This is a genomic window from Citrobacter sp. FP75 (genome assembly GCF_018342065.1).
Taxonomy (GTDB): domain Bacteria; phylum Pseudomonadota; class Gammaproteobacteria; order Enterobacterales; family Enterobacteriaceae; genus Citrobacter.
On sequence record NZ_JAFDOE010000004.1, the window covers coordinates 441,746 to 455,967 of the forward strand.

The following is a 14,222-nucleotide window of genomic DNA, read 5'->3' on the forward strand; positions in this document are numbered from 1 at the left end:
CACTTTTGTCTGTTTTTTCCCCTTCATTATTGTGGCATAGTGTTACCAGATATTGCAGTTGCAATAATATCAACCAATATATCTAATATTATCCCGACATTTTGTCTACCGTGAACAATGGATATGCCATGGACAGGACATTTTCACATCTAAGAACCGCATTATGTAGCAGTACACAACTGGAGAAATCCATGTATGCCTGTCTACAGTCGATACCTGATTCAATTATTTGTGATGGTATTTTCTTTAACTATTATCGTAGTGATATTCGCTGTATCCAGTTTTTAGCATTAGCGACACACAAAACAGCGCGACTGAAACGGGATGTCATCCCAATCCCTGAAAACATTGCCAGACAATTCAATCACTCAGATAATTTCTCCACTCAACTTATCGATACTCTGAGCCAATGCCCGCTGACTGAATATGTCGTTAACACCTGCTTTCGTAATATCAAATCGCTGATCCTGATGCGTATGCACCTGGATGGTCTACGGCTGGGTGCGATGGGTATATTTAGTCACCACGCTAATGCTTTCACACCTCAACATGCTGAATTATTCGAATCAGTGCGGGGAGAACTCTCCTTGTTGGCCTTTATTGCCCTGTCCAGACATAACCTTTTATTGAATAATACGCCACCAGCTATTCCTGAGTTATCTGCCACAGAAGAAAGTGAAAAATTTGTCGTTAGTCAAACTAATCTCCCTCTTTTTCAGTTGTATCATTCATTGAATAAGCTGGCGAACAGTGAACTGCCTGTTTTATTACTGGGTGAGAAAGGCGTTGGAAAAAATACACTTGCCTCTGAACTGCAACAACAAAGTTCAAATCGCGGCGGGTATTCTGGAGTGATTAATCCTCAGGGACAGTTAGTCATTATGCGTAATGGTATCCTGAACCGCGCAATCACTATCGATTTTAGCCAGCCACCCAACATTGCTTCATTTCTGATATTGCATCAGGGTTCTTTACTGATAAAGGAAATCAATTCTTTGCCAGAGCGCTGGCAAACTTTTTTACTGGAACTTCATTCAAATTATCGTGAATATTGTCAATTACAGATTATTGCCATGCAAACCCAGCCATTTTCAATGGTAAAAAACACACTCAATCACGATGTATCCACTCACTGTCTGACAAACCAACGTTATGCAAACACACTTTGTCAGGTCATTACATTGCCCCCGCTGCGGCATCGCTATGATGACATTCCTCTGCTGTTGACGTACTACCTGAGGAAGCTATCAAGCCAGTATAAATACTCCTCTTTGCCTGTCCTGGGTGATGATTCACTACGCTTATTATTGAAGTATCACTGGCCGGGCAACATTACGGAATTGATCGGACTATTAGAAAACGCGTTTTTACGTTGCACGAGTAATGAGCTTCACATTGTTTTACCGAGGGGAAGGAATTCAATAGCAATCTCCTCTCTTGATGACGCGATGCGTCAACATATCCAAATGGCGTTACAACAAAGCCAAGGGAAAATATCAGGTAAAGGCGGAGCAGCAGAATTGCTTGGCGTAAACAGCAATACGCTGTACAGCAAAATAAAAAAACTGGGCATTGTGGTGAAAGAAAAATAATCTGACGTCCCCTTTCCCTCTTCAGGAAAAGGGGAGCAGCCTTTATTTTTGTTTTCTGGCACGGTGGAAACCGTCAAGCATACCTTTAATCAGCGCTCCCGGCGTATCACCAGTACTGCACAAATAAAGATGCACAAGGATGAATGCCGCCATGACGACAGCCAGACCATAATGGAGCCAGGCCACAACCTGCTTGCCCGGCAACGCAAACAGCGTTTCTGGTGTATAACCAGGATACATCATCAATAACCCGGTCACGATGAGCAGCGGCAATAACAGGAACATCACGCAAATATAACCCAGTTGCTGGAGGATATTGAATTTAGCCGCCGGCGACGCATGCTCCGGGTGAGGTTCCCCACGGAAAATACCATACAGATAGTAGCGTGTCTGACGGATGATCCGCCCCGCAATACCCTGCCAACGCACCCGATAATGATGCCCGTTGCCGCACATCGCCACCAGGATAAAGCCCAGCCAGATAACACATAACGATACGCCCGCAATATTATGTACATCAACCCACAGCGAAAATCGCGTGCTCACCCAGTGCAATGCGCAACCGCTGATGACGAGCGCGGCAAAACAGAGCGCATTCAGCCAGTGCCAGCAACGAACAGGCAGCGTATAGATATAACGTTTCTCCAACGGCGTATCAGTGGCACGGCGAGACATGATAAGTCGTCCCAGACTATGGCAAAGTAGCAAAACAACGAAGCCGCCCAGCGCCCAGGCAATGAAGCGATCGGCCTGACCGCTGCCGTTATTACCCATCATGTAGGTGTCAGTAAACAACGCGCCATCAATCTGACGAACCGCAGAGACAGGGGCCGCTACCGTCGCAAGTTTTTCTCTAAGAGCTATATCGTCAAATAACCCTTTCCCCAGCAAACTACCTGCAATGACATTTTCATCCGGCGCGAACGTTTTCAGGCGAGCGGTAAGCAGCATTCCGTCACCATGACACTGTTCACAACTGATAGCTTGTGAGGCAGGAAGAATGCGATGCAAAGAGGCATCCGCAACATCAGCATGGCAGTCAATGCAGCGTAAGCTGTTGAGATGCTCAGAGGCATAAGGCAGTGCCGAGTGCGCCATATCCTGAGACGCAGAGCGTTTTCCCCCTGACAACTGCGTAAAAACCCCAGCCCGTGAATGGCAATTGGTACACATCAAATTGTCGTCGGCAACCCGTTGTTTACCGGGGTGATTTAGCTCTCCCGCCGTCATGGTGTGCGCGTTATGGCATGAAGTACAGGAGAAGAGTCCTTTGGCGATTTTTTCACTGTGCACGCTCTGCTGTACGGCATGCACCGTATCGCGCATTACCACGCCATGACAACTTTCGCAGTTCTTATTATCGCCAGGCTTCAGGACATGCGGAGTGACAGAAAATCCCGCGCTTCCGGGTTTACTCTGATGACAGGCAATACACGGCACCTCGCCGTGCACGCCGTCGTGGTATTTATCCGCAGAGACAAACAAATTCGCCTGCACTTTGTCCGTCGAGATCCCCTGGATATCGCCATCAGCGTGACATGCCAGACAAGGTTGATTGAGTTGTGCTGTCGGCACTGGCGCAGAATATCCCGACAAGGGCACCCATCCCACCAGCAATAAAAATAAGCTCCTTGTTAACAATCCGCACATGATGTCCCTCATGGCTTCATATCCGGATATTTAAAGAGGTGGCAATTATTACAATAAATTACCGAGGGTTTATGTTCGTTATGGCAAGCGGTACAAGGAACATCTTTGCCGTAGTGCATCGAGTCATGTGGGTTGGGCTCTGCATTCTTGTCCTGCAGGTTGGGTTGCGTTAGTCCGGCAATCTGGTCGCGCGAACCGTGGCAACTCAGGCAAGATTTATCATTCGGCGCTGCTACAGGCGTGCTGGAACCATGACATAACTGACATGATGTATCGCGTCCGGTGGCCTCCAGAGAATGATGGTACGGTTTGACGTTCATGGCATTCAGTTGCTGATGAAAAGCAGCTTCGTCATCGGCCGCAGCAATCGCCTGGGAAAAACAACCAATACACAGCAGCAGGGCTATCCATAATTTTGCCATGTTAAATTCCCTCAACATCAAAGGCATCATCCGCAGCGGTCGCAGAGGCAACGCTGAGACCCGCAATCCGCCCAAAAACCAGGCAATCAGCAACGGCGCAACTGCCCAGACGACTTCCACCGTGTGAGCCTGCGGTAGCCTCTCCGGCAGCGTACAGACCAGGGATCGGTTTACTATCAGCCGCGTTGAGTACCTCTGTACGCATACTGATTTGTACTCCCCCCATGACATAGTGCACTTTGGGCCACACGCGCACGGCGACAAATGGCCCTTTATCCAGCGGCACTGCGCGACTTACATCTTTCTTCATGCGATCGCCGCCTTTGCGCGCGACGGCCGCATTGTAGGCATCTACCTCTTCTTGCAGTACGTCGTAAGGTATGCCGAAATGCGTTGCCAACTGATCCAGTGAATCAAACTGCCAGGCCACGCCATAGTGCAGGGCATGCCCAAGGCTCTGCGCCTGTTTGGCGCCATCAAGCGTGGTGAAACAGATGGGATAAAGCGGATCCCCCTTTTCATCCACTTGCGCCAGAATGCCCTCTTCACGCTCTTTACGATCCGCAAGTTCATTTGTGAAGCGATGACCAGAGCGCGGGTTAACCATAATCCCGTTAGGAAAGCCTGAAATGGTATTGAACTGCGATACGTAACCAAATCCACGTTCGTCTGGCGACGACCATGGGCCTAGCTGGATAAGATCAAGCTGTACCGGCGTTGCGCCAATACGCAGCATTTGTACCAGACATTCCGACGTAGCACCGGGATGGTTAGTGGAATCGACACGCTCATCCAGCATGGGGTTTTGCATTTTACGAAAACGTAAATCATTGGAAAAACCGCCTGAGCACATCACCACACCGTAACGTGCGGCGTAATGACGAATCTGCCCGGTCTGTTCGTCAGGGAAACGATAAGCGTCACGCACCCTCACGCCAATAACGCGTCCTTGTGAATTTTGCAAAAAAGATTCCAGCTTGCATTGTGAGCGAAAAACAACGCCCATTTTCATGGCAGATTCTTTTAGCGGTCGGGTAATACCCGCGCCAGAACTCTCAACCGTTTGCAGTGTACGGGGAACAGAATGGCCACCAAAGTGTTGCACGAACGGTTTGTATTTTACGCCGTGTTTAAGGGTGAACTCATATGCAGCATTCGTGTTATTAACGAGAATCTTTAACTGATCTTTATCATTTAACCCACGCCCAGCTTTCAGCATGTCCTTAAACATCAACTCTGGTGAATCGACGATCCCTTCTTTTTTCTGCGCAGGCGATCCGGCTACGGCAACCGCGCCGCCGTTAATCGCGGAGTTGCCGCCAAAAACAGGCATCTTTTCAATCACCAGCACGCTGCGGCCTGCCTGGGAAGCTTCAAGCGCGGCGGCCAGTCCAGCAAAACCACTGCCGACGACGATCACATCATAAACTTTATGGTAACGAACCGCCGACGATGGGGCGCAGTTATCCTGCGCCAGCGCCTTTCCAGTCAGCGCCGTAAGTGCGCCGCCGGTCGCCAGAATCGTGCTTTTCGTTAAAAAGGCTCGCCGCGACGCATTAACGGTTTTTTTCATTGTCGTCATTTGCTCCCTGCTTGCGTACTGACCAGGGAACCGGAAGGAAACGATGCGACTAACGCGGATGAATCAGCAATGTTGTCAGTGAAAATCCGATCCTGCGAAACGAAAGGTATCTTTTCGCGATAGGCAGCAAAGAGCTTGCCGGTCACCTCCCCCAGCTTCAGGTCAGGATTTTTCTGTTTCCGTAGATCGACAGCCTGACTGGCGTGCAATAGTTCCAGACCATATATGTTGCGCATATTATCTGCGATTTGCCCCAAACGCTTGGACGCCCGAAGATTGTTGGTGTAGGTATCTTCAATCGTGCCCGCCATCGGTTGACCATCTAGTGATACCGGGTTAACCAGGTCGCGAATATCTGCCAGTAGCGCAACCTGAGGCTTCTGAATAGCGCCGAAAGCATGTCCCTGCTGATTGGTGTCAGAAGCGAGGAAGCGACTCAGCCCGGTGAAATGATCGTCAGATAAATGCAAAGTGCGCTGAACACTGTTATGCGCCAGATGCCCCATCGCCAAAGACAGATTCTGAATCGCCAACGCCAGAGGCAACGGTTCAAAATTAGAAGTTGGGAAAATCGCACCGCTGATGGTTTCACCATTGGCCTCTTTTGCGCTAACGAAGTACTGCTCAACCTGGCTATTTTCCGCCAATGAACGATCGGCATTCACTATTACCGCCGGGTTGTCGTCCGAGCTGTTCATCTGGATGTCCAGCATTTGATAAGCTTCATTCCACTCACGACGCGCTTCATTAAGCACAAATACCGTCGTACGGAAAGAGAGCGGATCCTGTAAAGGACGTCCATCCTGATGCTGCCAGAGATAAGAACCTGTGAGCACAGTACGAATACTTCCGGCGGTATCCTGAATTCCAGGGAAAGGCCGTACGCTTAAACTTTGGTACAGGAATGGCGCAACGTTGCCATCCAGAGCTTCCAGCGACAAGCCGAACACCGCTGGGGTAACGTTAATAATCTGTCTGGACTCCAGCAGAGCCTGAGCGGAGTAAGCTGTTGATATCGCATTTGAGGAGAGAATCGAAAGCGCATCTTTGCCAAGCGGTTCCAGTTTCTCAATACCCGCCTGTTTCAGCGCTTTTGCCGAATCCATCTCGACGCCTTTCACGCGTACGCGCCATTCACCAATCATCACGTCGCCAATATGGGAGGCAAGAGTTATATCCGCTTCACCAACCGAACCACGCGAGGGCACGACAGGGGTAATATGTTTATTGAGAAACTGCTGATACATTTTGGCAACCTGCGGCTGGGCGCCGGTGTTTCCCGTTAACATCGTATTCAGGCGAATCACCATTGCCAGACGCACCAGTTCATCCGGCATATCAGGACCAACACCCGCCGCATGCGCATGCAACGCGTTGATATTAAACTCACGAGAGGCCTGAATCACTTCTGGAGTCAGTTTTCCATGCGCATCGAACAGTGATTTATCTTTATTGAGACCCACTCCCACCGTCAGTCCGTAAACCGGAACACCTTTACCAGCAGCGATCATCAATAATTTATTGGCTTTATCGACGCGCTCCATCGCAGTTGAAGCGATGTCGACCTGTTTTTCCCCATGGGCGATAGCCCAGGCATCATCGAGTGTCAGCGAATGACCATCCAGCGTCACGCTGGTGGCTGAGTACGCGAATAGTGGGAAAAACAGAGAGACGCAGAACGTCGCAATGGCAGTCTTCTTCATTTCTAAACTCCTTTTCATAGAGATGAGAAACAGTAACGAAAAAAGCCAGTGCGAAAGGTGAAACAGCCCCTGCATTTATTAAGGGTATTTTTGATATTTCAAAAATATTGAAAGCAAAATATTTCAAACTGTTAACAATATATTTGATTAAATGAAACTACAGGCCGCCAGACCGCGATTGACGCGTGCGAATTGTTTTAAATCAGGGAAGAGAGAGGATTGCAGACGGGATGGGGATGGGGAATCTCTTCAGCCTCGTTTTCTGAGGCTGAAGAGACAAACAAATCAATGTGCGTCGATGAAGACAATCTTTAGCACAAACAGCAGTGCAACAACCACGACACAAGGGCTGAGGTCGCGGAAGCGTCCGGTACCGATTTTCATCACACAGTAAGAAATAAAGCCCAGTGCGATACCTTCAGTAATTGAGAAGCTAAACGGCATCATCACGGCGGTAATAAACGCCGGGACCGCTTCGGTCAGGTCATCCCACTTCACGCGTGACAGGCTGGAGGTCATCAGTACGCCGACGTAAATCAGCGCACCCGCTGCCGCATAGGCCGGCACCATACCCGCCAGTGGTGACAGGAAAATAACCAGCAGGAACAGGATCCCCACAACGACTGCTGTCAGGCCAGTACGCCCACCAACTGAAACCCCGGAAGACGATTCGATATACGCCGTAACCGAAGAGGTGCCGATAAAGGAACCGGCAACCGAGGAGACGCTATCCACAAACAGCGCCTGCTTCATGCGCGGGAACTTGCCTTTTTCATCAGCCAGGCCCGCTTTGTCCGTCACGCCAATCAACGTACCGGAGGAGTCAAACAGGTTAACCAGCATGAAGGAGAAGATCACCCCAGCCAGCCCCAGGTTGAACGACCCGGCAAGGTCAACATGGCCAACCACGGTGGTGATGCTCGGTGGCGCAGAGACGATGCCGCTATAGTGCACATCGCCCAGCATCCAGCCCAGCAGGGTGGTGACGATAATCGATACCAGCACCGCCGCGTGAATGTTACGGGACGCCAGAATCGCGATGATAAAGAAGCCGAGCACGCCAAGCAGCACGCTGTGGGAGGTCAGGTTACCAATGGAAACCAGCGTGTCCTTGTTCGCCACGATAACGCCGGCATTTTTCAGCCCCATCATGCCGATAAACAAACCTATGCCGCTGGTGATCCCGACGCGCAGACTGACCGGAATGTTGGCAATCATCCAGTAACGCACGCGGAAGATAGTCAACAGCAGCAGACCCACCGCACCCCAGAAGATCGCGCCCATACCAACCTGCCACGGCAGGCCCATTGCCTGTACCACGACGAACGCAAAGAAGGCGTTCAGACCCATCGCTGGCGCCAGCGCCACCGGCAGGTTAGCGAATACGCCCATCAGGATACTGCCCAACGCCGCAATCAGACAGGTGGTCACGAAGACGGCACTGGTGTCCATTCCAGCTACGCCCAGAATTTGCGGGTTGACGAAAACGATGTAAACCATCGTCAGGAAAGTAGTGAAACCGGCGATCACTTCGGTCCGTGCCGTCGTGCCATGTTCGCGCAGTTTAAACACGCGTTCCAGTATGCCCTGGCCAGAAGCCTGGGTTGTGTGTTGTTGACTCATTATCAATTTCCGAACAAGGAGGGAAAATTCGTCGCTATCCTATACCAAAATGCGACAATAGGGTGGGTTATGAGCGATTTTTTTCCATTGATTTTGCTTATACGGCAACGATTGCGTCGCCCAATAATGCATTACGTAAACGTTAAACTTGTTAAAACGGAAATGACATGTCCCAGATAGAAGCCGTATTTTTTGACTGTGACGGAACCCTAGTCGACAGTGAAGTCATCTGTTCTCGCGCGTATGTCAGCATGTTCCAGGCGTTCGGCATTACGCTCGATCTTGAAGAGACGTTTAAACGTTTCAAAGGGGTAAAACTCTACGAGATCATTGACATTATCAACGAAGAGCACGGGGTCGAACTGGCAAAAGCCGAATTAGAACCCATTTACCGCGCCGAGGTCGCACGCCTGTTCGATACAGAACTGGAGGTTATTGCGGGAGCCAATGCGCTGCTGGATAGCATGGCTGTGCCGATGTGCGTGGTATCGAACGGTCCAGTCAGCAAAATGCAGCACTCGTTGGGCAAGCTGGGCATGCTGCATCATTTCCCGGACTTATTGTTCAGCGGCTATGATATTCAACGCTGGAAGCCCGATCCTGCGCTGATGTTCCATGCGGCGAAGGCCATGAACGTCAATCCGCAGAACTGCATTCTGGTGGATGATTCTGCTGCGGGCGCGCAATCGGGGATTGATGCCGGGATGGAGGTGTTCTACTTCTGCGCCGATCCGCACAACAAACCAATCGATCATCCCAAAGTGACGACCTTTACCGATCTGGCACAGTTGCCGGCATTGTGGAAAGCACGCGGGTGGGATATTACGCGTTAGATGCTGTCGGCCCGGTAAGCTTACGCCACCGGGCCATTAACAACGAATTACTCTTTCGGATCTTTCCCCGCCAGCAGCTTATCCAGCTCATCGCCGCCGACGTGACGGAAATCTTGCCCCTTCACGAAGTAGAAGATGTATTCGCAGATATTCTGGCAACGGTCGCCGATACGCTCAATAGAACGGGCGCAGAACAGCGCGGTCAACACGCTTGGAATGGTACGCGGGTCTTCCATCATGTAGGTCATCAGCTGACGCACGATGCCTTCATACTCCTGGTCGACTTTCTTATCTTCACGATAAATACGTACCGCTTCGTCGAGATCCATACGCGCAAACGCATCCAGAACATCGTGCAGCATTTGCACGGTATGGCGACCCAGTGATTCCAGGCTTACCAATAGCGGCTGATGCTGCTGAGAGAATTTCTCCAGCGCGGTACGGCAGATTTTGTCCGCCACGTCGCCAATACGTTCCAGTTCGGCGATAGTTTTGATGATTGCCATTACCAGACGCAGGTCGCTCGCCGTCGGCTGACGTTTCGCAATAATGCGCACGCAAGCTTCATCAATCGCAACTTCCATCATGTTGACGTTCTTGTCGCCATCAATGACGCGCTTCGCCAGCTCGCTATCCTGGTTGTGCATAGCGGTAATGGCATCAGAAAGCTGCTGCTCTACCATGCCGCCCATAGTCATCACCTGGGTGCGGATGCTTTCCAGTTCGGCATTGAACTGGCCGGAAATATGTTTATTAAGGTTCAGATTGTCCACAGTTCTCTCCCGATCAACCGTAGCGGCCAGTAATGTAATCTTCAGTTTGTTTCTTCGCGGGCTTGGTGAACAGATCGTCCGTGTTGCTGAACTCAATCAACTCGCCCAGGTACATAAACGCCGTGTGGTCGGAGCAACGCGCAGCCTGCTGCATGTTGTGGGTGACGATAACGACGGTGTAATCCTCTTTCAGCTCGGTGATCAGCTCTTCGATGCGTCCGGTAGAGATCGGGTCAAGCGCTGAACACGGTTCATCCAGCAGCAACACTTCGGGGCGAATGGCAATACCACGAGCAATGCACAAACGCTGCTGCTGACCACCGGAGAGAGAGTATCCGCTCTGGTGTAGTTTATCTTTGGTTTCATTCCATAATGCGGCCTTGGTCAAGGCCCACTGCACGCGCTCGTCCATATCTGCACGCGAGAGTTTCTCAAACAAACGCACGCCAAACGCGATGTTGTCGTAGATCGACATCGGGAACGGCGTCGGCTTCTGGAATACCATCCCCACTTTGGCACGCAGCAGCGCGATATCCTGGGTATTAGTGAGAATATTGTCGCCATCCAGCAGGATTTCACCTTCTGCACGCTGCTCCGGGTACAGTTCAAACATTTTGTTGAAGGTACGCAGCAGCGTTGATTTACCACAGCCTGATGGCCCGATAAACGCCGTGACCTGGTTTTTAGCGATATCCAGGTTGATGTTCTTCAGGGCATGGAATTTGCCATAGTAGAAGTTCAAATCACGAACCTGAATCTTACCTGGGGCAGTATCAACCATACTCATTTCAATCTCATCCTCATCCAGCGCCGCCATCGTTGGCCGCGCCGTAAAAAATTAACCGTGTTTCTTCTTCGCGAAAATAACGCGCGCCAGAATGTTCAGCAGCAGTACGCACAGGGTAATAATCAGCACCCCGGCCCAGGCCAGTTGCTGCCATTCCACAAATGGACTCATCGCAAACTTAAAGATGGTCACCGGCAGGTTGGCTATCGGTTGCATCATGTCGGTGCTCCAGAACTGATTGGAGAGCGATGTAAACAACAGCGGAGCGGTTTCACCGGCAATACGCGCAATCGCCAGCAGGACGCCGGTGATAATGCCGGAGACAGATGCCTTCAGGGTGATCGCAGAAATCATTTTCCACTTCGGCGTACCCAGCGCATAGGCCGCTTCACGCAGGCTATCCGGCACCAGCTTGAGCATGTTCTCGGTGGTACGAATAACAATTGGCACCTGCAGCAGCGCCAGCGCAATCACGCCTGCCCAGCCGGAGAAGTGCTCCATTTTCGCTACGACCACGGTGTAAACAAACAGACCCACCACAATCGACGGCGCAGACAGCAGAATGTCGTTGATAAAGCGGATAACCTCAGCCAGCCAGGATTTGCGTCCGTACTCCGCCAGGTAAATTCCCGCCATAATGCCCAGCGGCGTACCAAACACGGTAGCCCACAGAATCAACAGTCCACTCCCGGCCAGGGCATTCGCCAGACCGCCACCCGCCGTATTCGGCGGCGGCGTCATTTCGGTGAACAACGCCAACGACATACCGTCGATACCGCGAACCACCGTCGAGAACAGGATCCACACCAGCCAGAACAGACCGAACGCCATTGTCCCCATTGAGAGCGTCAGCGCGATGCGGTTTTTCAAGCGGCGACGTGCCTGCATCTTGCGGCGGGATTCAGCCAGAGCGATGGTGTTTTGCATTTCAAGCGTAGCCATTAGCGAGCCCCCTCGTTTTTCGCAAGGCGCATGATCATGAACTTAGACGCCGCCAGTACGATGAAGGTGATCACAAACAGAATCAGACCTAACTCCATCAGCGCAGCGACATGCAGCCCTGATTCCGCTTCAGCAAATTCATTCGCCAGCGCAGAGGTAATGCTGTTGCCCGGCATATACAGCGAAGCGCTGTCGAGCTGGTAGGTGTTACCAATGATAAAGGTCACTGCCATGGTTTCACCCAGCGCACGGCCAAGACCCAACATCACGCCGCCAATCACCCCATTTTTAGTGAATGGCAGGACGATACGCCAGATGACTTCCCAGGTGGTGCAGCCAATGCCGTAGGCTGACTCTTTCATCAGTACCGGCGTTTGTTCGAACACATCACGCATTACCGCCGCGATGTACGGAATAATCATAATGGCGAGGATCACGCCTGCCGCCAGTATACCGATACCAAAGGCCGGACCGGAGAACAGCGCGCCAACAAACGGAATGTTGGAAAGGATGTTCCCGACCGGCTCCTGGAAGTAGGTTGCAAACAGCGGGGCAAAGATAAACAGACCCCACATGCCGTAAACTATACTTGGGATCGCCGCCAGCAATTCAATCGCAATACCGAGCGGGCGACGCAGCCAGTTCGGTGCCAACTCAGTCAGGAATAAAGCGATGCCGAAGCTCACCGGAACGGCAATCAGCAAGGCGATAAAAGAGGTCACCAACGTACCGTAAATGGGTACCAGCGCGCCGTAGATGTCGTTTGGCGCATCCCACTCTTTGGTCCACAAAAATGAGAAACCAAATTTCTGAATGCTTGGCCAGGAGGAGATGATCAGAGAGACAATAATGCCACCCAACATCAATAGCACAATCAGCGCAGCCAGTTTTACCAGCGCGCTGAATATCATGTCACCCTTTTTACCTGGTGGGTTAAAAGCAGGCTTGGTTGCAGCCATAAATCACTCTTTAAGTTAAACGCGTTTACGAATTGGCGGGTAAACGCAAGCGCCACCCGCTATTTTCGTTAGAATGCTAAATTAATACAATGCCTTACCGTTGCTGTCTTTCACGTTGGTCTTCCATGCAGCACGAATCTGCTCAACCACGCTGTCCGGCAGGCTGGCGTAATCCAGGTCACTGGCCTGTTTGCCGCCATTTTTATACGCCCAGTCAAAGAACTTCAGCACTTCAACGCCCTGCTCAGGTTTCTTCTGCTCTTTATGAACCAGGATGAATGTGGTGGACGTGATTGGCCATGCCCCGTCACCTTTCTGGTTCGTTAGATCCTGGGCAAAGGTTTTGCTCCAGTCAGCGCCTTTGGCCGCATTAGCGAAGTTTTCTTCAGTCGGGCTTACCGGCTTGCCGTCAGCAGAAATCAGTTTGGTATAGGCCAGGTTGTTCTGCTTCGCATAAGCGTATTCAACGTAGCCGATGGAACCAGGCAGACGTTGGACGAACGCGGCGATACCGTCATTACCTTTACCACCCAAACCAGTCGGCCAGTTTACGGTAGAGCCGGCACCAATTTTAGATTTCCACTCTTCGTTCACTTTTGCCAGATAGCTGGTGAAGACAAAGGAAGTACCGGAACCATCAGCACGACGCACAACGGCGATGTTCTGCGAAGGCAGCTTCAGACCCGGATTCAGTTTGGTGATGGCTTCATCATCCCACTTCTTGATTTTGCCGAGGTAGATGTCACCCAGCGTTTTACCGTCCAGCACCAGCTCGCCGGATTTCAGGCCAGGGATATTCACCGCCAGCACCACGCCGCCGATAACTGTCGGGAACTGGAACAAGCCTTCCTGTGCCAGTTTCTCATCAGACAACGGTGCATCAGAAGCGCCGAAATCAACGGTATTGGCCGTAATTTGTTTTACACCACCGGAGGAGCCGATACCCTGGTAGTTGACTTTACTACCGGTCTCTTTCTGATAAGTATCAGCCCATTTGGCATACACTGGCGCAGGGAAAGTTGCACCTGCACCTGTCAGGCTCGCTGCAGCAAAGGCAGAGAACGCGCTCATGGATAAGGTCGCGGCGACAACAGTTGCGACAGTGGTACGCATAACTTTCATAATGTCTCCTGCACGGTTTTCGTAAATTGTTGTTTGAGTTGCTACTGTGAGCAAAATAGGACAAACAGGTGACAGTTAAATGTACGAAATATGACAGTTTTATGACAATGAAAAACACGGGAAATTTTTTAGAGAAAAACACATTTAAAACAAGATATTAGTCGACATAATGACAATAACATTTCGCTAAAATTTTCTTTTTATGACACTGAAAACAGTAGCTGAAGATGACGG

General features: G+C 50.9%; 12 protein-coding genes. 2 read left to right on the plus strand and 10 right to left on the minus strand.

Annotated elements, in window-relative coordinates:
* Positions 1–128 precede the first annotated feature (128 nt).
* Positions 129–1,592, plus strand: coding sequence for a sigma 54-interacting transcriptional regulator (locus JQ822_RS16675; RefSeq protein ID WP_244848961.1), 1,464 nt, complete (start codon positions 129–131; stop codon positions 1,590–1,592).
* A gap of 42 nt (positions 1,593–1,634) precedes the next feature.
* Here JQ822_RS16675 and phsC read toward each other — a convergent pair whose 3' ends face one another.
* The 5 genes from phsC to JQ822_RS16700 form a co-directional block, all read right to left on the minus strand.
* Positions 1,635–3,167, minus strand: a complete 1,533-nt coding sequence (gene phsC / locus JQ822_RS16680; protein WP_342344249.1) for a thiosulfate reductase cytochrome B subunit — start codon at positions 3,165–3,167, stop codon at positions 1,635–1,637.
* Between the two features lie 83 nt (positions 3,168–3,250).
* Complete coding sequence (locus tag JQ822_RS16685) at positions 3,251–3,664, minus strand: cytochrome c3 family protein (RefSeq protein WP_213134398.1); 414 nt, start codon at positions 3,662–3,664, stop codon at positions 3,251–3,253.
* A gap of 1 nt (position 3,665) precedes the next feature.
* Positions 3,666–5,246: a flavocytochrome c gene (locus JQ822_RS16690; RefSeq protein WP_244848963.1), complete on the minus strand. Its 1,581-nt coding sequence runs from the start codon at positions 5,244–5,246 to the stop codon at positions 3,666–3,668.
* Positions 5,243–6,949, minus strand: a complete 1,707-nt coding sequence (locus tag JQ822_RS16695; RefSeq protein ID WP_213134399.1) for an HAL/PAL/TAL family ammonia-lyase — start codon at positions 6,947–6,949, stop codon at positions 5,243–5,245. Before JQ822_RS16695 ends, JQ822_RS16690 begins: the two co-directional genes overlap by 4 nt.
* Before the next feature lie 285 nt (positions 6,950–7,234).
* Entirely contained in the window at positions 7,235–8,572 is a 1,338-nt protein-coding gene (locus tag JQ822_RS16700; RefSeq protein WP_213134400.1) for an NCS2 family permease, read from the minus strand.
* A 167-nt stretch (positions 8,573–8,739) separates the two neighbouring features.
* Between JQ822_RS16700 and yieH the strand changes: the two genes are divergently transcribed.
* Complete coding sequence (gene yieH / locus JQ822_RS16705) at positions 8,740–9,405, plus strand: 6-phosphogluconate phosphatase (protein ID WP_213134401.1); 666 nt, start codon at positions 8,740–8,742, stop codon at positions 9,403–9,405.
* A gap of 47 nt (positions 9,406–9,452) precedes the next feature.
* Here yieH and phoU read toward each other — a convergent pair whose 3' ends face one another.
* From phoU to pstS, 5 genes are all read right to left on the minus strand, one after another.
* The gene (gene phoU / locus JQ822_RS16710; RefSeq protein ID WP_196208225.1) at positions 9,453–10,178 is read right to left on the minus strand and encodes a phosphate signaling complex protein PhoU; all 726 of its coding nucleotides are present in this window, start codon (positions 10,176–10,178) and stop codon (positions 9,453–9,455) included.
* Positions 10,179–10,191: 13 nt separating this feature from the next.
* Complete coding sequence (gene pstB / locus JQ822_RS16715) at positions 10,192–10,965, minus strand: phosphate ABC transporter ATP-binding protein PstB (RefSeq protein ID WP_003023821.1); 774 nt, start codon at positions 10,963–10,965, stop codon at positions 10,192–10,194.
* A gap of 51 nt (positions 10,966–11,016) precedes the next feature.
* A complete protein-coding gene (gene pstA / locus JQ822_RS16720) occupies positions 11,017–11,907 on the minus strand; it encodes a phosphate ABC transporter permease PstA (RefSeq protein ID WP_213134402.1) in 891 nt (296 codons plus the stop codon).
* Positions 11,907–12,866, minus strand: coding sequence for a phosphate ABC transporter permease PstC (gene pstC, locus JQ822_RS16725; protein ID WP_135323781.1), 960 nt, complete (start codon positions 12,864–12,866; stop codon positions 11,907–11,909). The genes pstA and pstC overlap by 1 nt, the downstream gene beginning before the upstream one ends.
* Before the next feature lie 81 nt (positions 12,867–12,947).
* Positions 12,948–13,988, minus strand: a complete 1,041-nt coding sequence (gene pstS, locus JQ822_RS16730; protein ID WP_213134403.1) for a phosphate ABC transporter substrate-binding protein PstS — start codon at positions 13,986–13,988, stop codon at positions 12,948–12,950.
* Positions 13,989–14,222 lie beyond the last annotated feature (234 nt).